Source organism: Vibrio sp. A2-1 (assembly GCF_021728355.1).
In the GTDB taxonomy this organism is placed as follows: Bacteria; Pseudomonadota; Gammaproteobacteria; order Enterobacterales; family Vibrionaceae; genus Vibrio; species Vibrio splendidus_K.
Genome location: NZ_JAKKCO010000001.1, coordinates 864,781 through 885,882, shown reverse-complemented (window position 1 = coordinate 885,882; position 21,102 = coordinate 864,781). Strand labels below are relative to the sequence as shown.

The following is a 21,102-nucleotide window of genomic DNA, read 5'->3' as shown; positions in this document are numbered from 1 at the left end:
TTTAGCCATCTTTGTTTTAGAGGCTTATTAACCTAGTGCAGCAGCCTGCATGATTAGGCCACAGATGTAAGCGCCGTATGTACCCAGTGCATAACCAAGTACAGCCATTAGAATACCTACTGGAGCTAATGCTGGATGGAATGCAGCAGCTACGATAGGAGCCGATGCAGCACCGCCTACGTTCGCTTGGCTACCTACTGCCATGAAGAACAGTGGTGCACGGATTAGCTTTGCCATCACAATCATGATAATCGCGTGAATAGTTAACCAAGTGATACCGATGAAGAAGTAACCAGGGTTATCCAAAATAGCCGTGATATCCATTTGCATACCAATGGTTGCAACTAAGATGTAGATGAATGCTGAGCCTACTTTAGATGCACCACTGTGCTCAAGGCTACGTGTTGATTTGAAGCATGAAGCGATCAGCGCAAACGTAGTCACCATTACGATTAACCAAAAGAACCCAGAAGTCAGGCTGTATTGCGCTAGCTCAGGAGCGTTAGTTGAGATCCATGGTGCGATCATGTCACTGAAAAAGTGTGCTAAGCCCGTAAGACCGAATGCAATGCCCGTGATCTTCATTAGATCAGTCGTCGTCGTCGGGCGAGCATTTTCTTCTTGGTACTTAGAAACGGTTTCTTTTAGGTCTTCGATAGATGAAGTATCGGCTTTTAACCACGCATCAATCTTCTTCTGACGGCCAGCCATGATAAGTAATATTGCCATCCAAATGTTGGCACAGATTACGTCTACAGTAATCATCGCAGAGAACAATTGGTCGTCTACTTCAAACACTTCTTTCATTGCGGCTTGGTTTGCACCACCACCAATCCAAGAACCTGCAACCGTTGTTAGGCCACGCCATACATCACCAGATACAAGGTCAGGGTTAATTTGGTCGATGATCAAGATAGCCAATGGGCCACCAATGATAATACCGACAGTACCTGTCAGGAACATGATGACGGCTTTTGAACCTAGCCCAAAGATTTTACGTAGGTCTGCTGAGATGATCAGTAGAACGAGTGCGCTCGGTAAGAGGTAGCGACTTGCAACGAAGTATAACTTAGAGTTTGATGCGTCGATGATGCCTAAACTGTTCAGTAGAGAAGGAACAAAGTAACAGAGCAATAGACCCGGAACGAACGAGTAGAATTTTTTCAGTGCGCTATTTTGGCTACTTTCCGTGATAAAAACACCGCCAAGAATAACAGCTAACATGCCCATTATTACAGCATCATTAGTAATCATTATTATATCTCCTTTAAGGTGAGCGCAAAGGTCTCACTTTTTGAATTGCAGGACTATACCGATAACCGCTATTCGTTACAAATTGTAACGATAGACATATTTTGAAATGTTTATGTTAATTTTAACGGGTTGAATTTGTGAATGTAGCACGCTACTTATTTACGTGGTGAATGGTTTGGTTGGGGCTTGTGCAGCGTATTTAGATATATGCAATGTAACTCAAGCCTTGGAGGGTGGTCGCTATGAATTGGGGCGATGATTGAATGACCTAAATGAGTGCATATATAGCCATGTTTATGGTGTGGTTTATGCGAGGTTGGAATGTTTCAATAATGTAAAAAGTGAATTCACTTTTGCCATGTGGTCAGAAATTAAAAATTTTAGCTAGATCACATAAATCTTTTGGATTACGAGTTTTAGCACCCGCTACTCATGCTCATTTGACGTTTTGTAGGGGGGCAATGAAAGAAAAAGCGGCCTAAATAGCCGCTTTTGATGGTTGCCTAGTATGGTTATCTAGCGCCGTTATTTAGAGTTGTGCTTAGGACTCTTCTTCCTCAAAGCCATCTGCATAGCCTTTCGGTGGCGGTGTCCAACCTCGCTCAGATCGAGAGTGCTTGTCTGAACGGTCTTTTTTCATATCTTCTTTCATTGCTTCTTCAAGGTGAATGAAGATTTGTCGGTAGTTGTTGTCGTAGCGCGGGTTCTCTTCTGCCTCAGACCAAGCTTGGTAGAGCTTTTCAGACTTACGGCTTTCAACACGTTGATACGTCGATTTTTGTTGTTCAACAAAGAATGGGTGATGACCCAAAGAACGCAAGGCTTCTGCGCCCATTTCAAGAGCTGAATGGTAGGTCTCTGATTCCACAAAGTCTGCACCTGCTTCTCTTAAACGGTAGCTATGACCACGGTCGAATGCACGCGCTAAGATTTTCACTTTAGGGTAGTTGTGTTTAACGTATTTGACCAATTCAACGCTTGAGTCTTGGTTGTCGATAGCCACAACCAACATTGCGGCTTCTTCGATACCAGCGGTATGTAATAAGTCATGACGAGTCGCATCACCAAAGTAAGATTTGATGTTGATTGAACGTAGTAAGTCGACTTGATTAGCTTGATGATCCAAAACCACAGTATTGACGTCATTAGATACCAATAAGCGGTTAACAATCTGACCGAATCGGCCAATACCAGCAATGATCACCGTACCTTTCTCTTCGATGGTATCTTCTTCGCGATCGTTAGACTTTTGCTCATAACGAGGAAGTATCACTTTATCAAATAGAATGAATAATCCTGGCGTTAGGAACATTGAAAGTGCAACAACCAGCGACAGTGTTTGAACAATATCGGCTGGCAGTACATGGTTTTGGGATGAGAAGCTCAGTAGGACAAAACCGAATTCACCGGCTTGCGCCAAGCTCAACGTAAACAACCATCGGTCGCTATTTCTGATTTTAAAGATCAGAGCTAGTGTGAATAGCACCAAAGCTTTGAGCAGCATAACGCCAAGGGTTAGGCCAATGATCAAACCAAAGTCGTTGAATAGAACATCAAAGTTGATGCCTGCACCTACGGTAATAAAGAACAAGCCAAGTAGAAGCCCTTTAAACGGGTCGATATTAGACTCAAGTTCGTGGCGGAATTCACTGTTCGCCAATACCACACCCGCAAGGAAGGTACCCAAAGCCGGTGATAGGCCGACTAGGCTCATCAGTGCAGCAATACCAATCACCAACATTAGTGCGGTTGCAGTGAAGATTTCACGCAGGCCTGAGCTTGCAACAAAGCGGAACAGTGGACGACTCAAGAAGTGCCCGCCGACAACAACAATCGCAATAGATGCCGTGATCACAAGGCCATAAGCCCAACCGGGTAGGCCAGCAACGAGACTTAACTCTTCATGGTGATCAGAAGCTGAAGCGACTGCGCTTTGTGCTGCTTCAATTAATTCTGGCAACGCTAATAGAGGAATGAACGCCAACATAGGGATGACGGCAATATCTTGGAAAAGTAGAACAGAGAAAGCGTTCTTGCCCCCTTCGGTTTTGGACAACCCTTTTTCATTGAATGTTTGTAGAACAATCGCGGTAGATGACAGTGCGAAGATCAAACCGATAGTCAGCGCGATCGTCCAAGGTTGCCCGAAGAACAGAGCAATCCCCATTACAATCGCGGTAGTACCACCAACTTGCAAGCCACCCAATCCCATAAGGCGGTTTCTCATTGCCCAAAGCATCTTCGGCTCAAGCTCAAGCCCGACCAAGAACAGCATCATAACCACGCCGAATTCGGCAAAGTGTTGAATGGTTGTCGTCTCTTCGCCAACCAAACCGATAATTGGGCCAATCACAACACCTGCAATGAGGTAACCAAGCACAGAACCAAGACCAAGCCTCTTGGCGATAGGGACCGCGATGACTGCGGCAAGCAAATAGATAAATGCTTGTAGAAAATATCCTGTCATGATTTAACCTCTGCTCATCAGTTCATCAACGTAATGGTTTAGCTTTTCAGCCTTGCTTGCCTTTTTAAGGTCGACTTCGCCCGTAACAAAAGCTTCTAAAAGCACTTTATAGCTATTTACGTGATCTTGAATTCGGCCTTCTTCCAACGCAGTACGTGAACCAAATAAAGCCAATGGAGCCAAGTAGTTCATGCCGCACAAAGAAGCGGTTTGTTCGATTGGGTGAAGCAGTTCACGTATGGTGAAGTGGTTATAGCCATCAGTTTGATAAGCATCTTTCTTGCCACCAGCGGTGATACTGCATAACAAGCTTTTACCTTGCAGTTCATTACCGTCGGTGCCATAAGCAAAGCCATATTCGAGAACAAGGTCTTGCCATTCTTTAAGAATCGCGGGTGTTGAGTACCAATATAGTGGGAACTGAAAAATGATGATGTCATGGTCCAACAGGCGTTTCTGTTCACGGTCGATATTGATCTTGAAGGTTGGGTACTCAGCATAGAGGTCGACACAGGTAACCCCGTTAATGCGTTTGGCTTGCTCAAATAAGGGTTTATTAGCTTCAGAGCGATGCTGAGAAGGGTGGGCGAATAGCACCAAGACTCGATTTTTCGACATATAGCCCTCTTTGTCCATTAACGAATAATATTTATTGGAATTATAGATATACAATAATAGAAGAATGGTTGAACAACAACGAATTAGCCCATACTTATCTATTTAGATGCGTGTGTTTTTAGGGACTTAATTATATAAAACATCCGTCAATTTGAGTATTTCCGGCACAAGCCGCCGATGACTAAGTAAAACTAATTATTCGCTAATAATAAAAGCGAATAGGTGCACTTTATGTCACCGTTGGCGTGTAACGTAAATAATCCAATAACCCTACATAGAACAACAATGAATAAAGGAAAAACTATGAGCATGGACTTGCGTCAACAATGTGATTTGTTGCTTTCCGGTCACCTAGAACCGACTCCAGCACAAACATTCGCTCAGATGGCTGAATGGTGTGAGACACACAATGTGAGCCATGATAGCTATGGCGATGGTGAGTTTATCGAGAGCTTCGAAAACAAAGTCGCGGAACTGCTAGGTTATGAAGCGGCTGTATTTGTGATTACCGGCACCATGAATCAACCAACAGCATTAGAAATTGCGTGCCAAGAGAAGAGAAACCCAGTAGTGGCGATGCATGAATCGAGTCATATTATGCGCCATGAACGTCAAGGGTATCAGCTCCAGAACCGTTTCAATGTACTTCCGGTTGGTAATGTATTTCGCACTTGGAATGTCGACGACTTAAAGGCTTGGCCTGATGAGATTGCCGCGGCATTGTATGAACTACCGATGCGAGAGATTGGTGGTCAGTTGCCTGAGTGGGAAGAGCTTGAAACGATAAAGCAGTATTGCAAAGAACAATCAATTCACCTTCATATGGATGGTGCTCGTTTGTGGGAGTGCGGCGCGTATTATCAAAAGCCATATAGCGAGATTGCTAAGGGGTTCGATACGGCTTATGTTTCGCTCTATAAAGGGTTAAATGGTCTTGGTGGGTCACTCTTATTAGGTGACAAGGCTTTCGTAGCAAAAGCTTCAGCGTGGATGAAGCGTCAGGGCGGAAATATTTATCATCGCACGCCTTACGTGGTTTCGGCAGCAATGCAGTTTGATCAACGGATCGAGTTGATGCCAGCATTGTATGAGCGTACCAAGCAAATCTATCAAATCTTACAAGATTACCCGCAGTTCAAAGTGAACCCGCAGCAACCCCAAGTAAACATGCTTCACCTCTATTTACCGGTGAGTTTTGAGGATGGTATTATCCTGCGCGACAATATAGCTAAGAAACACAAGATTTGGATAGGAAACCCAGCGATCAGTGAGTTGCCAAACCAATGTAAGATTGAATGGTATGTAGGGGATAACCTACTAAATTTGCCAGATCATGAGCTGATCGACATTCTAGATTTTATTAGCGAAGAGCTGATTTGATTAACGAAGAGCTGAGTTGATTACAGAAGAGCTGACTGAAGAAAAACTGATCTAATTGGAACTGAAATGGATACAGGAAAGGGTTCTTATATCCATTTATATAGCTAGGATGTCCGGCTCTGTTACATATACTGGTTGATGTACACGTCGACTAAGAACATGAACACTGGGACTGTGCTGAGAAGTCCGAAGAAGACGATTGGCACCCAGTTTTTCATTTTCTTTTTAGGTTGCTCAGTGTTGTTCATAAATTCGGCCTTCAATTAGTTGTTGTAGCTGTTTAGCTTTGTGGTACTAAAAATCTAAGAGCATGGTATCAAATAAAATCGATGAGCCCTATGTGGATTTGGCGTTTCGTGGCGTGTATCAATCACATAAAATGTAAGTGATTCATAAACGGTTCATAAAGGTTCAACAATAATGAACCTATTAGAACAAGTATTGCCTTACTCGGCATATGAAATAAACAGTATTACAAGATTTGGAGAATACAGAATGAAAACAATAGGAAACATCATTTGGTTTCTGTTCGGTGGCGTATTTATGGGACTAGCTTGGTGGTTCTTCGGACTGCTCGCATTCCTTACCATCGTTGGTATTCCATGGGGTAGAGCGTGTTTTGTTATGGGTAACTTTTCATTCTTCCCATTTGGTCAGGAAGCCATATCTCGTGATGAGCTGACCAATGAAATGGACATAGGTACGAGCCCGCTAGGCGTGATTGGTAACGTGATTTGGTTCTTATTTGCGGGTATCTGGCTAGCAATCGGCCACATCATGTCAGCTGTGGCGTGTTTCATTACCATCATTGGTATTCCGTTCGCGATTCAACATCTTAAGCTCGCGGTTATCTCCCTAGCGCCAATCGGTAAGACAGTTGTCGATAAACGTGAAGCAGAAGCGGCGCGAGTAAGAAATTACAAAGGTTAAGATTACAGTTTAAGCCTTGATCGAACTGAAAAAGCACATCGTATGATGTGCTTTTTTTGTGCCTCTGTTCTTATCTCTCGATGCTTATATATCAAACACTAACTAGGCGTTGTTGAGCTAGAGACTGTTGAACTATACGTTGTTGAACTAAACATTATAGAGCTACACATTATTGAACAGGACTTCAAGCCGAAGGGTGATGTTGGCTTCTTCGGTATGTTTCTCATGGGGTTCTCGTTCCCATTGATAACGAGGAATGAGTTCGTAGAACAGCCACTCTTTCCATACGTTTTGTCGGTAAGTAACCGAAACCTGAGCGTATTCGTAATGATTATGAGGCTCATCCGTTGCATTAATTGTAGCGCTATATTGAAGTGCTTGGTCTTGGGCAAGGTAGTGATACAAGGTTAATCCCGTACCATAGTTCCAACCTTTGAGATCGTCGTTATACCCCGCAAAGCTTGACCATCGAGCCAAGAAATCATCACTTAAAGAAAGATCAAAATCGACGTCAGTGATCTCGCCAGTTTCTTGTTTTTCTTGATATACCCGCTGGGTAAGTCTGAATACCACATCGGTTGTGAGAGGGTAGGTAAAACGATAGCGAGCTTCAATGCGTGGTCGTAATGTTGCCTTAATATTGAAGCTACTATATCCCTTGGCATAGGCGTCGTAGCGCAGGCCTAACGCACTTTCCAATTCATCTGAATCATTCGGAAAAAAATCCAAGAACTCTTCATCGCTGACAGACTCGTAGATCAACTTTAGGCGTTTACTCACAAAGGGAAGATGCAGACGCGCCTTGAGTTTTGTTGAGTAGTCGACATCGCCACCTTCCGAGTAAATAAAATCGTTATACCAACGGACGGACGTGCCAGCTCTGGCATCTTCGGTAATGCGGTCATCAACAAAAAAGCTGTCAAACCACAGAGCAGGTTGGCAAAATTTACTGTTTAGGAAATGGTAAGCTTTTTCGACAGGGACGTCTTCTAACGGCTGACTGTGGCACTCATTTTGCTCCTCTGCTTGAGCGGAGTATGCAAGAAGTGATGCTAATAATGAGGTGCTAGCTATCTTACGACTCAATGGAACCTGTTTGTCATTCTATATATCAATAGTTTAACTATAACTAAGCGATTGCAACAATGCGACTTTTTCGTGATTAGTGATTAGTGATTAGTGATTAGTGATTAGTGGCTAGTGGAAAAGGAAAAGATTTGAAAGGCATCGTACAGAAATAAGAAAGCGGGCTCAGAAGATGAGCCCGTTTGTGTTAGCTATAAGAAGTGACTTGTATCTAGATTACATTGCCGCTTCGAAGATTGCTGAGATCTCTTCGTGTGTTGCTTGTTTAGGGTTAGTGAAACCACAAGCATCTTTTAGTGCGTTGTCAGACAGAGTTGGGATATCTTCTAGCTTCGCACCAAGTTGAGCGATACCTGTTGGGATGTTCACGTCGTTTGCAAGTTGAACAATCGCGTTGATTGCTGCTTCTGCGCCTTGTTCTGCAGTCATGCCTTCAACATTTACACCCATTGCTTTTGCCACATCACGTAGACGCTCAGGACAAACTTGTGCGTTGTAGCGTTGAACGTGTGGAAGCAAGATAGCGTTACATACACCGTGTGGAAGGTCGTAGAAACCGCCCAGTTGGTGCGCCATTGCGTGAACATAGCCCAGTGAAGCATTGTTGAAAGCCATACCCGCCATGAATTGTGCGTAAGCCATTTGTTCACGAGCTTCAATGTCTTCGCCGTGCGCTACCGCGGTTCTTAGGTGTGCTTGCACAAGCTCGATTGCTTTAATTGCTACAGCGTCTGTAATTGGCGTTGCTGCGATAGAAACGTAAGCTTCGATTGCGTGCGTCAACGCGTCCATGCCTGTTGCAGCCGTTAGTGATGCAGGTTTAGCAAGCATCAACTCAGGGTCGTTTACTGAGATAAGCGGTGTTGTGTGCTTATCAACGATAGCCATTTTAATGTGACGAGCTTCGTCGGTAATGATGCAGAAACGCGTCATTTCAGAAGCTGTACCTGCTGTTGTGTTGATAGCAATTAGAGGCATCATTGGTTTTTCTGACTGATCTACGCCTTCGTAATCAGCAATCTTGCCACCGTTAGAAGCAACCAGAGCGATACCTTTTGCACAATCGTGTGGAGAACCGCCACCTAGAGAAACAACGAAATCACAATCGTTGTCAGTCAGTAATTCAAGACCATCGTTCACGTTCGTGATGGTTGGGTTTGGTTGAGTGCCGTCGAATACAACTGCGTCTACGCCACGTTGGCTAAGTAGGTCTTGTACCTGTTTAACCACGCCAATTTGGTTAAGGATCTTATCCGTAACGATCAGACCTTTTTTGAAGCCTTGAGACTGAATGCTATCAGCAGCATCTTTCAAACAGCCAGTACCCATGAAGTTGATTGTAGGGATATAAAATGCAGTAGACATTGGAAAACTCCGTTAATTATGATTTTTAATTTCCTATATGTTGTCGGCAATCAACTGGTCGACCATTGATCTGGAACAACTTTGATTCCGAACTACCACTTTGTGACTATGCGTTGTGATAGGGCTCATATAGCAATCGTTTTTATGGTTTTCTTATGTGTTTATTGTCAGTAATGGAAAGCGAACTATTGATTGATTTAAGAACGGAATGGCGCTCTATAACCATGAAAAGTAAGGTTTTTCATTGAAAGCTGCTCTAGTTAGGCTTGTGTCGACTTTTTATCTGAGTTGTCACTGTATTCAATTTGAGGTTCTTGTGACTCTTCAGAATCAAGCGTGTCTTCTGGCTCCTCGTCATAGTATTTGACAAGAAAAGGGGTGAGCATGACAGACGACGGTAAAAAGTGCTTCATAGTACCTCCCGGTACCTAAGTGTATTTCTTGTATGGTATTGGTTTAATATGTGGCAAAATTTGCGATACATCATGACTTGTGACTTGTTTTCTATAAATTATTAGATTTATATACAGGCTCACAAAATTGAGGGTAAAGTGATGCTCCGCCCTTTGAGGCAACGATCAAAACAACGACAAAAACAGTGCATGCACTGCTCAACAGCGCGAATAATAGGACATAAAATGAAGTACGATTGGATATTCTTTGATGCAGATGAAACTTTGTTCCATTTTGATGCTTATCAAGGAATGAAGCTTATGTTTTCTCGCTTTGGTGTGGATTTCAGCGAGCAAGATTATTCGGCTTATCAAAAGGTTAACTTACCACTTTGGGTCGATTACCAAGATGGCCGCATTACTGCAGATCAACTGAAACATACGCGCTTCGAAAGCTGGGCTGAAAAACTTGAAACAACAACCGCTGCTTTAAACAGTGCATTTTTAACGGCAATGGCGGATATCTGTTCTTTGTTACCGGGTGCACAAGAGTTGATGGAGTCTTTAAAAGGCAAAGTGAATATGGGCATCATTACTAACGGTTTTACAGAGCTTCAGTCTATCCGTTTAGAGCGTACCGGAATGACGAACTACTTTGACCATGTGATCATTTCTGAGGAAGTCGGTGTTGCTAAACCAGACGCGGAAATTTTTGAACATGCACATAAGCTGATTGGATTGCCATCGAAACAAAGAATATTGATGGTCGGGGATAACCCACATTCTGATATTTTAGGTGGCTTGGATTTTGGTATTGAGACCTGTTGGTTGAACAGCCAAGAGAAAGCGACGCCAGCAGGAATTAACCCTCATTATCAGGTTAAGTCTCTGGCTGACCTGCAAGCACTTTTGTTGGCATAACTGCTAACTGCTAACTGCTAACTGCTTTTCGATTTTTGAGTGAATGATTGATAGCCGAGTACAGTTATGTGCTCGGCTACTTATTTTTACTTACTGCAACTTATCGATAGTGGTGTTTAAGCTTATCTTTGCTTTAAGCTCATTTTGATTACCCAATTACAATAGAGAGAAGGAAAAGGCGTGCTGAAATCTCATCGTTATAGCTGCTACGGTATTATCGCCATTTTATTATGGAGCTGTTTGATTGCTCTGTCTCGTAGTGTCTCAGAACAGCTAGGTCCAATTGGTGGTGCTGCCAGTCTTTACACGGTGAGTGCACTGTTGTTGGTCTGTGTTATGGGTTTACCAAAGTTGTCACGCTTCTCTAAGTCTTACTTGCTGATTGGCGGCGCCTTGTTCGTTTGTTATGAGATTTTCCTGGCTCTGGCATTGGGAATGGCGAACAGCCGACATCAAGCCATAGAGATGGCAGTAATCAACTACCTGTGGCCGGCACTGACGGTGTTGTTTGCGGTGTTGCTGAGCGACAAGAAGATTAACTGGTTGGTTTATCCAAGTATCTTTTTGGCATTCTTCGGTGTGGCTTGGAGCATCAGTGGTGATCAAGGTCTATCTGTTGATCAAATTGCTGCCAACATTGCGACTAATCCTAAAACCTATTCGATGGCGTTTTTTGGTGCGATTATTTGGGCCGTTTACTGCAACTACACCCAGCGCGTTGCTAAAGGACAGAATGCGATTGTGCTTTTCTTTATCGCTACGGCGATCACTCTGTGGATCAAATACGCATTGAGTGATGAAACAGGCATGGTGATGACAACGAGTGCGGCGATTGACTTAGCGTTAGCTGGCGCTTGTATGGGCGCAGGCTATGCGCTTTGGAACACGGCGATTCTGGGGGGGAATATGGTGTTTCTTGCAACCATGTCTTACTTTACGCCAATCTTCGCAACCGTACTATCTTCGTTGATTTTAGGCTTGTCGTTGACCATGACATTTTGGCAGGGCGTTTGTATGGTAACCGTTGGTTCACTCGCTTGCTGGTGGGTAACAAGAGAAAAGCCGACGGTAAAGGCGTCGGCTTCTAAAAAGGTTCAATCTCACTCTTAATTTGAGTTTATGTACTCGGGTGAGGTGTGTCCTCGTTTGCTATGGAAAACTTAACTCGCAACATTGAGATTCAATTGAAGCTCATAAGGCATCTTAGATAGGCGTCGCTTAAGCTGTCGGCGCGTTCGTTCAATATCATCGACCGCAATGGCTTGTTGGTCGTTGGTATGAATATCAACGTTAATTCTTAGTTCTGGGCCAACCTTAGTCACACCCATTAGCTCCAAATCTTGATCCGCTTCTTTGTCTACCGCGACAACGTTCTTATCTACCGCGTCACAAATATCTTTGTTTGCCGACATCATAAGCAGTTCGCGCATTGCTTCACGTAACATGTCGAAAGGCACTTTGATGAAGTAGAAAGACATTAACAACATCATCATTGGGTCGGCATATACCGCGTATTCAGAAAACGGAGAGTAAGCCACCAACCAAGCAACAACGAAACCTGCCGTAACTGCCACACTCAAAAGAGTATCCATTTGCCACTGTTTTGACTCAGCTTGAATCAAACCTGAAGAAATACGTTTGCTCTTGTTAGCGATGTACCACCAAGCGTAACCACAACCCAGTACGTTGAAAATACCAAACAGAGTTGCGATAGAAGCATCAACTTCACGACCACCCGTCATCAACGCACCAATCGCAGAGTAAAGTGAATAGCTAACCACTAGCAGAATCACAATTGCTTTAATTGCAATCACAATTGGTTCAATGATGGCTCGACCAAACGGGAACTCCCTATCTGATGGGCGATTAATGTATTTCGAGGCAGCTAGTGACAATAAAGTTAGCAGTAAGCTGATAAGAGAATAGACACCGTCAAATACTATGACCAGAGAGCCAACGAGAAGACCCAACACCAATCCGCCAACTGCGAAGCCTGATGCTAAAAGGGCTGAGAACAATAGTACTCGATTTTCGTTTTGGCTTTTCCCGTCACACATAAAATTTTCCAGATGTTTTTGATAACTTCATTGTTCTAATATTGAGCTAACTTTACAAACTTTATCTGATGATGTTTATATTTCAGTAACTCGTTTTATAATCAAGTTGTTATTATTCAGTCACTTATTGGTAAATTTCAGTGTCAGTAAAATTGACGTTGAGTGTTTCTTGGGGATGGTGTGCAACTGAAATAGGATCGTTTATGATTAATAAAACACATTAGTCGCTAGGGTCTCATTGATTTCCTAGACTCTGCTGAGACTGAGACTGAGACTGAGACTGAGACTGAGACTGCACGGATTGGAATGGACAAGGAATGGATCAATATGAAGTTTGACGATATCAGTGATAACGAACTGTGGGTGATTGCTAACCCGATCATGGATAACTTGATGGACGGTTCAACTAAGGTTGATCATGCTCAGCACTGTCGAGACTTTACCCAAAGGATGAAAGACATTGTTACGCCGGAATATTTAGAAAAGGTATGTCACCATTATCAACACAGCAATGGTTTTTTTGCTGAACGAAAGCAGGTCGCACTATTTAGACGCTCAGATTCTATCGCCTTTGTGTGGAAGCAAGCGTATACCATTGCGAAAGGCGAGTTTGTGGCTGAAATGGTGTTGGTTGAAGAAGACGGACGCTATTTAGTTGATCACGTGATGGTCTTTTAAAGAGAGGGCTCTCTATCTGTTAGATGATTTAAAGTGTCGAGATAGAACATTATCTGACACTTTAAAAATCAAACAAGTAATCGCTGATCTGATCCGCTAACCAATTCATACCTGGGTGTTCAGCCATCCCAGCGGCGGTAAACATACAATAGTCTTCTTGTGTTAAGCCGTACGTGTGTTTGATCACTGCTAGCTCTTGTTCACGCAATAAATGGCGAATCAATGGTTCTGGCATTACGCCCCACGCCTCTTCACGCAAAATTGTATCCAACATGAAGTCAAAGCTAGAGAAACCAATATAACGGCGAGAGAAGGGCTCAAGCTCAGGATTATCCTTCTCATTGAGATAAACCATGGTCGCTTGCATCGAATTTCTCAATACTTCATCCGACACTCGTCGCATCGCACTTAGATCATGTCCTTTCTTACACACAGACATCATTCGAATCTTACCAAGTGGATTGTAGATAATTCTTGGGTCATCGACACGTTCGTAATCGACGCCAAATGCGAAGTCGACTTGCTGAGTTTCAACCAAGTTAGCTAAGTCGCCGCTCGACGCGAGAACGAAGTTGAATGAGGTAGAAGGGTACTTGTTATTTAAGGCGTGAGATAAATCCTGCCACATTCCATCGGGTAGGGAGTCATCTCGTGCAATCCAAATTTCCGCGTTAAATTCACCTGAAACATGCAAGCAGGTCTGTTTAATACGCGCTGCTGTCACCAACAAGCCTTCGCAATCTTTGTAAATGGCTTTGCCCGCTTCAGAAAGTTCAACGTGGTTTCCGCTGCGCACGAACAGCTCGACATCTAACTCTTTTTCCAAGGCTTTAATCGACATGCTGAGTTTGGTTCGATTGCATTCTAGCTGGCGTGCAGCTTCAGACACTGATCCTAAATCAGCAACGGAACAAAAGGCTTGGACTTGAGAAAGGTTCATTTCATTTCCATATTGAGCGGGGGTCGGTGCATATTATCTGAATATTGTGCTGACTATCTTAGAAATAGTCCATCTTTGCATGATAACTCTATGACGAATTGACTAATTTGGTTTATTCTGGGGAAGTTCCGAACCTACAAGAAGTAAAGATGGAGGCCATGATGGCGAAACAATGGGACGAGTACGCCGTTGATTGGGATAAAGATCCCGCGACCGCAGTATTCGCACAGTCCGTATTTGACCAGTTAACACCGCTCGTTGATTTAAACGGAACCCGTGTCCTTGATTTTGGTTGTGGTACAGGACTACTCAGCCAGAAAATATCTCCTTTAGCAAAAGAGATCATCGCACTTGATATCTCTGAAGGGATGATTGAAGAGTTAGATAAGAAAGAGTTACCCAACGTTGAACCTGTTGTTGATCTTTTATCGCGCGGGCTTGCAGCGCAGCATCCAGCATTCAGAAACCAGTTTGACCTAGTGGTAGCTTCTTCGGTGTGTGGTTTTATCCCGAACCTACAAGACACAGTCAGTCTGATTTACACGCTGCTTGAAAACGACGGCACGTTTGTACACTGGGATTGGTACTTAGAGAACGACAGCGAAGACTACGGTGTAAGCCAACAGCGCTCAGAGAATGTATTGAGTGCAGCTGGCTTTGCAGTGGTTGAAGTGTCAACGCCGTTCTCGATCAACACTCCACAAGGAGAGTTAAAGGTATTGATGGGTGTTGGACGTAAACAAGTGCTTCCTTATCTGTAATCGTGTGTATGCCTAGAGCTAGCCTCGGTAATGCTCATCTAAAATAACGAAACCCACATCAACGATCTTAAGGTCAGTTATGTGGGTTTTCTATTTTTAGTCGTTTGTGTTTCAAACAGGCGAGCCATTGAGTGCTTTTAATATCTTCACTATCACTATCACTATCACTATCACTATCACTATCACTATCACTACCAGCGCCAACACTGGCTTCTTTCTTTCCATTTCGTTCATAGATAAGCAAATTTCAGGCAATTAACAAATTACTCATTTCCATTTGGGAAATATAGTCTTGCATACATTTCATTAGTGGAAATGTAACAGTGAGATATAAAATAAGCCCATAATAATATTAAGGGTTTCATCATGAGCCACCAATCTGCTTCTCCACAACTTTCAGAGCAACAACAACGCTTTAGCAATATCATTTCAGATGCCCACCTGTCTCCAAAGCAGAAGTCGAGTTATCTTGCCTTAGAAGCTGAAGCCAGCCTACCGTATATGCCGGTTAGCAATGAAGTAGAGCAAGCCCTACAACAAGGTGTGCTATGTGACATGTTTGAAGGGCATGCACCATTTAAGCCGCGCTATGTACTTCCAGACTATTCTAAATACTTACATCAAGGCTCAAAGTATTTAGAGCTTAGCGCGGCCACTAATTTCGATGAAGCATTGAACATGCTGACCATCCTTTACCACCATGTTCCGTCTGTGACATCAATTCCGGTATACCTAGGTCAGTTGGATGATGTGTTGATGCCATTTGTTGGCGACTTGACGGATGAGCAGGTATATCAAAAGCTTAAGCTGTTCTGGATTATGCTGGACCGCACACTGCCAGATGCCTTTATGCATGTGAATATCGGCCCGACCGACAACATTGTGTGTCGTACGATTTTGCGCGTAGATGCTGAACTGAAGCAGATCGCACCAAACCTAACCTTTATGTATGACCCTGCTGTGACACCTGATGATCTACTTCGTCATGCGGCAAGCAATATCTGTGAGTGCAGTAAACCACATATCGCAAACTATCCAGCGCATGCCGAGGCTTACGGCGACAAGCGTTTTGGTATTGTGAGCTGCTATAACTCTTTGCCTTTAGCGGGTGGTTCAAACACCTTGGTGCGTATGAACCTTAAGCAAGTGGCTCTAAAATCTGAGGACAGCGTAGATTTCTTGCAGCAAGTGTTGCCTAACTACAGCAACATCATGATCGAACTGATGAACGCACGTAGCCGCTTCTTGCATGAAGAGTCTAACTTCTTTGAAGGCTTCTTAACTAAAGAAGGTTTGATTGAAGAAGATCGCTTTGCGCCCATGTTTGGTATTTACGGCATGGCGGAAGCCGTTAACATTTTGATGAAAAAAGAAGGCCAAGCATGGCGCTATGGTCACGATGAACAGGCGAATCAACTCGGTCACCGTATCTCTGAAAAGCTGGCTGAGATCGTCGAAAGCTCTGAAGTGAAATATGGGCTGGAAGGTAAGGCTCTGCTGCATGCTCAAGGCGGTATTAGCCTAGATGAAGATGTGACTCCGGGTGTCCGTATTCCTTATGGCACCGAACCAGATCCAGTCTCTTACGTTCGTGCTACCGCGGGTCACCATAAGTTCTACACCTCGGGTATCAGTGACATTCTAACCATCGACGAAACAGTGAAATCAAATCCTGAAGCGATGTTTAACCTGTGTAAAGGCGCGATTCAGGCGGGTTACCGTGAGTTCACGGCTAACGTTGCATCAAACGATTTGGTTCGTGTGACGGGTTACATGATTAAGCTGTCTGATATTGCTAAATATGACGAGCAAGGTTCACGCACCAATACTACTTTTCTTGGTGCTGAAGCCGCTAAAAATACGGGCATTCTAGAGCGTAAGCCACGCGTGGCAAGCTTAGAGATGTCGCCGACATACGAATAGCTCTAACGTGCGTGTGTTATGTGTGTGAGGCGTTTCGAATACGAACAATGTGAATTATGAAAGTTTCTGATCTAACAACTCAAATGGCTAGGGTTAAAAATAATAAGACAGAAAAACAAGCGAAGGTCAGCCGTGTGCTGACCTTTTCTTGTGTTGACGGCCCGGGAAACCGCTTGGTGCTGTTTCTTCAGGGCTGCAATTTTGACTGCATTACTTGCCATAACCCTCATACAATTAATCACTGTAACCATTGTGGAGACTGCGTTAGTGGCTGTCCAAGCAATGCTTTAAGCATGATTGATGGCAAAGTTAAGTGGGACCCAGAAGTTTGCACCAACTGCGATCAGTGCATTGATGTCTGCGATCATAAGTCGAGCCCGAAAATTACCACGATGACGGTCTCAGAGGTGCTTGAACTCGTCAGGCATAACCAATTTTTCTTAAGCGGAATCACTATTTCAGGTGGCGAGGCGACCATGCAGTTGCCGTTTATCATTGAGCTATTTCAAGCGATTAAAAGTGATCCGCAGCTAGCGCACCTTACGTGCTTTATTGATAGTAACGGTTCGTTGTCACAGCAAGGCTGGGACAAGGTGTTGCCTTACCTTGATGGCGCGATGATTGACCTAAAATCATGGCAATCTGAAACGCACCAATGGCTGGTGGGCAGAGGAAACCATCGAGTGTTTGAAACCATCAATTATCTTGCAGGCAAAGGAAAGCTGCATGAAGTTAGGTTGCTGCATATTCCGAATAAAAGCGATCTTGAAGATGAAATTGAACAAGTGGGGCGTTACTTGAAGACGCTACCAAATGATGTTCGAATTCGACTGAATGCGTTTCAACATCATGGTGTGATTGGTGAAGCGTTAGATTGGCCTAAATGCACCGAACAACAGATGCAGAGCTTTCACGATAAGCTCTACACGATCGTTAAAAGGCCAATGCAAACCCCAGAGGTTTATACTTAACCTCTAAGTTTCTTCTGCGGTCAATCAGGTTTCTAAGAACGTAAAGTCTCTAAAAATATCAAGCCTCTAAAAATAGGTCACACAACCATTTGATCGCTTGATCATTCATGTTGGGCTTGTTCCACACCAAGCTATACGCCACTTTGCCGTAATCAAAAGGCAAGGGTTTGCTCACTAAGCCCTGAGCTTGCTTAGCATGTTCAGCCCACTGTTTAGAGCTGGTGAATAGGAAAGGCGTGTGGTGACACAGTACAGCCGCTGCACCGAAGTCCGCTACCGATATTGCCATATCTCTTGGCTTATGACATTGAACTAAGTTTTGCTCAAAGTAAGGCTGAGACAGTTCGTTATCTAAAATCCCAATGTGCTTGTAATCTAAGTAGCCTTCAATCGTCAGTTCTTGCTGAGCAAGAGGGTGGTCTGCGCCCATCAAACAAACCATTTCGTCTGGAAGAATCGTTTCCCAAACCAGCTCCTTATTATCGGTCGGTGGCTGGGAAATATCATGGGGCAATAAGATCAAGTTGATCTTACCGCTAAGCAAAGCATCAAAACCCAGCTGTTGCTTCGAATAGATGTTGAGTTTGGCTTTGGGTGCGAGTTCAGTGGTAATTTTGCTGAGCTTGGACGCGAATACTTCAAAGGTACTTTCGCGCATCGAAAGTGAAAAGCTGCCTTGGTATTCTTGAGGGGTAAAACTCTTCTGATGAAGCAGTCCGTTCATGCTTGAAAGAATCGCGTGAACAGTCGGAGCTACCTGCAAGGCAAATGGCGTCGGGATCAGCTTGGTGCCGTCCCGATAGAAAAGCTCGTCATTAAGTATGTCACGCAGCTGAGATAATGTCTTACTCACACTCGAAGGGCTGACAAAGAGTTGCTCTGAGGTTTGAGTAACGCTGTGGGTGCTCAGCATAATATGAAGCGCAGTGAGGTGCTTAAGGCTCACTCTAGATAAGTGTAAGTAATCCATTTATGACTCACGCATTCAGAGTGGCTTGTGCTCTTGTGCAATCCACAAAATCTCACAAGCCAAATTGGATAAAGGTTATTAACGAGCTAATTTGTGATGAGCTCGCGAAAAGTGACCTGCGCAAAACGCGCCTACAATCGACAGTTCACCCGCTAAACATAATGCAGCACATACCTCAGCTAAGGCTTGCGATTTACCATTGCCGTGAAGGCCAAGTAAATCTAGACATGCCTTTTGGCTTGGTAGACCAGTGCCGCCGCCTACTGTACCTAGCATTAAATTAGGCAGTGTTACGCTAGCGTATAGGCCACCTTCTTTGTTGAGCTCCATACGAGTCATACCAATCGCCGATTCAGCCACACAGGCTGCATCTTGGCCGCACGCAATGTAGAGCGCAGCAAGTGCATTTGCATAATGAGCATTGATACCAATCGTGCCGCTCAAAGCCCCACCGACTGTGGTCATTTGTCCGAACTGCACCATTTTCTCTGGTGTAGTGTGGAGGTACTTAGCGACAAGCTCGGCAGAGATATTAACCTCGGCTGTGACCTTTTTACCACGAACGCTGCGCAAGGTTTGAGTATTGGCTTTTTTATCGCCTGACAAGTTACCATCTAGGAAAGCATGATCGGGCTTAACCGGCGTATTTTCTATGATGTACTCAAAGACTGCATTGGTGGCGATGGTCACCATGTTTTGACCAGAAGCATCACCAGTTAGAAATTCAAACACCAAATAAACATGGTTACCTTCTATGTTGATATTGATGTCGGTAAGCTTGCCGTGTGATGTTGTTGATTCTGCCAAGATCTTGAACTGGTCATACTGAGTCACAGCCCAAGCCACAAACTGTCCGGCTTCAACTAATCCTTGGAATGCGAAACCAGGAGTACGTGTGACACCTTCATTGAGCAACATAGCACTTGCGCCACCACATGCCGTAATCAACTTAGAACCACGATTGTAAGACGCAACAAGCGCTGCTTCTGTAGTTGCGAGTGGGACGAGGTAATCGCCCGTAGCAAATAGGCCATTGACTCTTAAAGGGCCAGATATTCCCACAGGGACTTTAACTGTGCCAATAAAGTGCTCAATGTTTTTCTCATAAGCTTGGACCTGACTTTGTGTATGAGGGTCGAGGAGCTCTTGTTGAGAATCTAAATTGTCGAGAGCTGTCCAGCGACGTGCTAGATTTTTTTCTGTCAGATAGGGGCTAGGTGTCAGCTTATTTACTGGCTTTTCAAAATGAGGCTGAAGCTTTTTTTCTAATGCGTCTGCGGAGATGTCGCCTCCTAAAATAGAAACATAGTCACGGCGATGCAGATTTAGTTTTGGCATAAATAGTATGAAGTAAAGTTTGTGCAGCAAATTGGTTTGCGCTGATTCTACCGAGTAATAAGCCAGAAACAAGCGCCTGATATAATGAGTTACAGTTTGTATGGGTTTAGCAGCAATTTGTTCGCCTAAGCAAGACAACTTCGTCAAAAAATGCTCACTATGAGATTGAACTAGATATGGATATCGAGAAGGCTGCCGATGGCTTCGTTTTGACGATCAATCACACTCGCACCAACGCGGTTATAACTTGCGCTTTGAGTCAGTTTTATAAGTGCATCAGTTGAGGATGAAGATGGTTCCGGTTCTTTCTCTTTAAACGAAATGGATTGTTCAGGTTCTATTTGGTTAAAGCTGAAATCGCTAGTTTGGAAAGCGTCATCGGATTCTAGAGAGTGTTTGGAGGCTTGGTTGAGCTCGATTGCGGCTTCTTCAGCCATGTTGGTTGACTGCTGAATAATGGCGTAACCAGATTGAATACCAGATATCGACATAGCAGAACCTTTTATTGACGTATTGAATGAGTCTAGGCGGACGATATTTTGAGCGCAATGGTGAACAGGTGAAATTTACGGTGAAACGGTGAACTTAAGCTAAAATAGTGACGTCTGTCTATTAATTAAACAGGTCATTTAGTGCGTTTAACTCTTCATCAGTAAGCAGAGAAGGCTGGTCCGTTTCAAGGTTGCCGTCGATTTCACCTTGAAGTGCTTTCAATTGCTGTGGGCTAAGAAGCTGTATTTGCTGCTTAAATACTTCAAATTGCTGTGTATTCATAATGTGACCTTTGTTCAAATCCATATGCTCTATAGAGCATAGCCTACTGATTCAGGAAATCAAACAAGATTAAGTGAATAGTAAATGAAGTTTGAAGTTTCCTAAAACTAAGACAACTATAAATTTCTGTGGTTGTTTTTTGTCCGAGAAATGTTAGGCAAAGTTATGGTTGGGTCAATCAAAGTCAGAGAATTCCTACAATGTAAAAATCCCCGCATCCCTTGTAATGAAAGGGTAGGTAAGCAATTGCTCTACCCAGTTTGGGGTATGGATAGAG

Annotated in this window: 21 protein-coding genes; 8 read left to right on the top strand and 13 right to left on the bottom strand. The window is 43.7% G+C overall.

The window, feature by feature from the left end:
• Positions 1–27: 27 nt before the first annotated feature.
• The 3 genes from L3V33_RS03730 to L3V33_RS03720 form a co-directional block, all read right to left on the bottom strand.
• A complete protein-coding gene (locus L3V33_RS03730; protein WP_171307935.1) occupies positions 28–1,254 on the bottom strand; it encodes a DUF819 family protein in 1,227 nt (408 codons plus the stop codon).
• A gap of 541 nt (positions 1,255–1,795) precedes the next feature.
• A complete protein-coding gene (locus L3V33_RS03725) occupies positions 1,796–3,721 on the bottom strand; it encodes a monovalent cation:proton antiporter-2 (CPA2) family protein (RefSeq protein WP_102571233.1) in 1,926 nt (641 codons plus the stop codon).
• Positions 3,722–3,724: 3 nt separating this feature from the next.
• Complete coding sequence (locus L3V33_RS03720; protein WP_054547052.1) at positions 3,725–4,339, bottom strand: NAD(P)H-dependent oxidoreductase; 615 nt, start codon at positions 4,337–4,339, stop codon at positions 3,725–3,727.
• 303 nt (positions 4,340–4,642) lie between these two features.
• On the opposite strand from L3V33_RS03720, the gene L3V33_RS03715 reads away from it, so the two are divergent.
• Positions 4,643–5,719 carry a beta-eliminating lyase-related protein gene (locus L3V33_RS03715; RefSeq protein WP_237290162.1) on the top strand — a complete coding sequence of 359 codons (1,077 nt, stop codon included), beginning with the start codon at positions 4,643–4,645 and terminating at the stop codon, positions 5,717–5,719.
• A 122-nt stretch (positions 5,720–5,841) separates the two neighbouring features.
• Here L3V33_RS03715 and L3V33_RS23160 read toward each other — a convergent pair whose 3' ends face one another.
• The gene (locus tag L3V33_RS23160; RefSeq protein WP_017060906.1) at positions 5,842–5,967 is read right to left on the bottom strand and encodes a hypothetical protein; all 126 of its coding nucleotides are present in this window, start codon (positions 5,965–5,967) and stop codon (positions 5,842–5,844) included.
• 247 nt (positions 5,968–6,214) lie between these two features.
• Here L3V33_RS23160 and L3V33_RS03710 point away from each other — a divergent pair, with 247 nt between their 5' ends.
• Positions 6,215–6,649 carry a YccF domain-containing protein gene (locus tag L3V33_RS03710; protein WP_004730224.1) on the top strand — a complete coding sequence of 145 codons (435 nt, stop codon included), beginning with the start codon at positions 6,215–6,217 and terminating at the stop codon, positions 6,647–6,649.
• A gap of 162 nt (positions 6,650–6,811) precedes the next feature.
• Here the strand turns inward: L3V33_RS03710 and L3V33_RS03705 are convergent, their stop codons facing one another.
• From L3V33_RS03705 to L3V33_RS03695, 3 genes are all read right to left on the bottom strand, one after another.
• Positions 6,812–7,735 (bottom strand): hypothetical protein, encoded by a 924-nt coding sequence (locus tag L3V33_RS03705; protein WP_154723784.1) that lies wholly within the window; start codon positions 7,733–7,735, stop codon positions 6,812–6,814.
• A 216-nt stretch (positions 7,736–7,951) separates the two neighbouring features.
• On the bottom strand, positions 7,952–9,100 hold the full coding sequence (gene yiaY, locus L3V33_RS03700) for an L-threonine dehydrogenase (protein ID WP_009845589.1): 1,149 nt from the start codon (positions 9,098–9,100) through the stop codon (positions 7,952–7,954).
• A 260-nt stretch (positions 9,101–9,360) separates the two neighbouring features.
• A complete protein-coding gene (locus L3V33_RS03695) occupies positions 9,361–9,513 on the bottom strand; it encodes a hypothetical protein (RefSeq protein WP_171310668.1) in 153 nt (50 codons plus the stop codon).
• Between the two features lie 225 nt (positions 9,514–9,738).
• Here L3V33_RS03695 and yjjG point away from each other — a divergent pair, with 225 nt between their 5' ends.
• Positions 9,739–10,413 carry a pyrimidine 5'-nucleotidase gene (gene yjjG / locus L3V33_RS03690; RefSeq protein ID WP_065205935.1) on the top strand — a complete coding sequence of 225 codons (675 nt, stop codon included), beginning with the start codon at positions 9,739–9,741 and terminating at the stop codon, positions 10,411–10,413.
• Between the two features lie 180 nt (positions 10,414–10,593).
• Positions 10,594–11,523: an aromatic amino acid DMT transporter YddG gene (gene yddG / locus L3V33_RS03685; RefSeq protein WP_019825760.1), complete on the top strand. Its 930-nt coding sequence runs from the start codon at positions 10,594–10,596 to the stop codon at positions 11,521–11,523.
• 50 nt (positions 11,524–11,573) lie between these two features.
• Here yddG and L3V33_RS03680 read toward each other — a convergent pair whose 3' ends face one another.
• Complete coding sequence (locus L3V33_RS03680; protein ID WP_237289168.1) at positions 11,574–12,470, bottom strand: cation diffusion facilitator family transporter; 897 nt, start codon at positions 12,468–12,470, stop codon at positions 11,574–11,576.
• A gap of 327 nt (positions 12,471–12,797) precedes the next feature.
• Here L3V33_RS03680 and L3V33_RS03675 point away from each other — a divergent pair, with 327 nt between their 5' ends.
• Positions 12,798–13,148, top strand: coding sequence for a hypothetical protein (locus L3V33_RS03675; protein ID WP_004730237.1), 351 nt, complete (start codon positions 12,798–12,800; stop codon positions 13,146–13,148).
• A gap of 61 nt (positions 13,149–13,209) precedes the next feature.
• On the opposite strand, the gene L3V33_RS03670 is transcribed toward L3V33_RS03675, so the two are convergent.
• Positions 13,210–14,088, bottom strand: coding sequence for a LysR family transcriptional regulator (locus tag L3V33_RS03670; RefSeq protein WP_004730238.1), 879 nt, complete (start codon positions 14,086–14,088; stop codon positions 13,210–13,212).
• 161 nt (positions 14,089–14,249) lie between these two features.
• On the opposite strand from L3V33_RS03670, the gene L3V33_RS03665 reads away from it, so the two are divergent.
• From L3V33_RS03665 to L3V33_RS03655, 3 genes are all read left to right on the top strand, one after another.
• The gene (locus tag L3V33_RS03665) at positions 14,250–14,849 is read left to right on the top strand and encodes a methyltransferase (RefSeq protein ID WP_065205939.1); all 600 of its coding nucleotides are present in this window, start codon (positions 14,250–14,252) and stop codon (positions 14,847–14,849) included.
• A gap of 366 nt (positions 14,850–15,215) precedes the next feature.
• The gene (locus L3V33_RS03660) at positions 15,216–16,772 is read left to right on the top strand and encodes a YjjI family glycine radical enzyme (RefSeq protein ID WP_237289167.1); all 1,557 of its coding nucleotides are present in this window, start codon (positions 15,216–15,218) and stop codon (positions 16,770–16,772) included.
• A gap of 56 nt (positions 16,773–16,828) precedes the next feature.
• Complete coding sequence (locus L3V33_RS03655; protein WP_171315765.1) at positions 16,829–17,743, top strand: YjjW family glycine radical enzyme activase; 915 nt, start codon at positions 16,829–16,831, stop codon at positions 17,741–17,743.
• A 58-nt stretch (positions 17,744–17,801) separates the two neighbouring features.
• Here L3V33_RS03655 and L3V33_RS03650 read toward each other — a convergent pair whose 3' ends face one another.
• The 4 genes from L3V33_RS03650 to L3V33_RS03635 all read right to left on the bottom strand — a co-directional run bounded on the left by L3V33_RS03650 (position 17,802) and on the right by L3V33_RS03635 (position 20,849).
• A complete protein-coding gene (locus tag L3V33_RS03650) occupies positions 17,802–18,713 on the bottom strand; it encodes a LysR family transcriptional regulator (protein WP_237289165.1) in 912 nt (303 codons plus the stop codon).
• Between the two features lie 78 nt (positions 18,714–18,791).
• Entirely contained in the window at positions 18,792–20,051 is a 1,260-nt protein-coding gene (locus tag L3V33_RS03645; protein ID WP_054547176.1) for a hydroxymethylglutaryl-CoA reductase, read from the bottom strand.
• 170 nt (positions 20,052–20,221) lie between these two features.
• Positions 20,222–20,542, bottom strand: coding sequence for a hypothetical protein (locus L3V33_RS03640; protein ID WP_004730251.1), 321 nt, complete (start codon positions 20,540–20,542; stop codon positions 20,222–20,224).
• A 121-nt stretch (positions 20,543–20,663) separates the two neighbouring features.
• Positions 20,664–20,849, bottom strand: coding sequence for a hypothetical protein (locus L3V33_RS03635; RefSeq protein ID WP_004730253.1), 186 nt, complete (start codon positions 20,847–20,849; stop codon positions 20,664–20,666).
• Positions 20,850–21,102 lie beyond the last annotated feature (253 nt).

Excerpts from the sequence above, each read along its gene's own strand:
- L3V33_RS03670 (WP_004730238.1), bottom strand. The coding sequence starts at position 14,088 with ATGAACCTTTCTCAAGTCCAAGCCTTTTGTTCCGTTGCTGATTTAGGA.
- L3V33_RS03655 (WP_171315765.1), top strand. The coding sequence starts at position 16,829 with ATGAAAGTTTCTGATCTAACAACTCAAATGGCTAGGGTTAAAAATAAT.
- yiaY (WP_009845589.1), bottom strand. The coding sequence starts at position 9,100 with ATGTCTACTGCATTTTATATCCCTACAATCAACTTCATGGGTACTGGC.
- L3V33_RS03645 (WP_054547176.1), bottom strand. The coding sequence starts at position 20,051 with ATGCCAAAACTAAATCTGCATCGCCGTGACTATGTTTCTATTTTAGGA.
- L3V33_RS03650 (WP_237289165.1), bottom strand. The coding sequence starts at position 18,713 with ATGGATTACTTACACTTATCTAGAGTGAGCCTTAAGCACCTCACTGCG.
- L3V33_RS03715 (WP_237290162.1), top strand. The coding sequence starts at position 4,643 with ATGAGCATGGACTTGCGTCAACAATGTGATTTGTTGCTTTCCGGTCAC.
- L3V33_RS03635 (WP_004730253.1), bottom strand. The coding sequence starts at position 20,849 with ATGGATTTGAACAAAGGTCACATTATGAATACACAGCAATTTGAAGTA.
- L3V33_RS23160 (WP_017060906.1), bottom strand. The coding sequence starts at position 5,967 with ATGAACAACACTGAGCAACCTAAAAAGAAAATGAAAAACTGGGTGCCA.
- L3V33_RS03730 (WP_171307935.1), bottom strand. The coding sequence starts at position 1,254 with ATGATTACTAATGATGCTGTAATAATGGGCATGTTAGCTGTTATTCTT.
- L3V33_RS03640 (WP_004730251.1), bottom strand. The coding sequence starts at position 20,542 with ATGTCGATATCTGGTATTCAATCTGGTTACGCCATTATTCAGCAGTCA.
- L3V33_RS03660 (WP_237289167.1), top strand. The coding sequence starts at position 15,216 with ATGAGCCACCAATCTGCTTCTCCACAACTTTCAGAGCAACAACAACGC.
- yjjG (WP_065205935.1), top strand. The coding sequence starts at position 9,739 with ATGAAGTACGATTGGATATTCTTTGATGCAGATGAAACTTTGTTCCAT.
- L3V33_RS03695 (WP_171310668.1), bottom strand. The coding sequence starts at position 9,513 with ATGAAGCACTTTTTACCGTCGTCTGTCATGCTCACCCCTTTTCTTGTC.
- L3V33_RS03710 (WP_004730224.1), top strand. The coding sequence starts at position 6,215 with ATGAAAACAATAGGAAACATCATTTGGTTTCTGTTCGGTGGCGTATTT.
- L3V33_RS03675 (WP_004730237.1), top strand. The coding sequence starts at position 12,798 with ATGAAGTTTGACGATATCAGTGATAACGAACTGTGGGTGATTGCTAAC.
- L3V33_RS03725 (WP_102571233.1), bottom strand. The coding sequence starts at position 3,721 with ATGACAGGATATTTTCTACAAGCATTTATCTATTTGCTTGCCGCAGTC.
- L3V33_RS03720 (WP_054547052.1), bottom strand. The coding sequence starts at position 4,339 with ATGTCGAAAAATCGAGTCTTGGTGCTATTCGCCCACCCTTCTCAGCAT.
- L3V33_RS03665 (WP_065205939.1), top strand. The coding sequence starts at position 14,250 with ATGGCGAAACAATGGGACGAGTACGCCGTTGATTGGGATAAAGATCCC.
- L3V33_RS03680 (WP_237289168.1), bottom strand. The coding sequence starts at position 12,470 with ATGTGTGACGGGAAAAGCCAAAACGAAAATCGAGTACTATTGTTCTCA.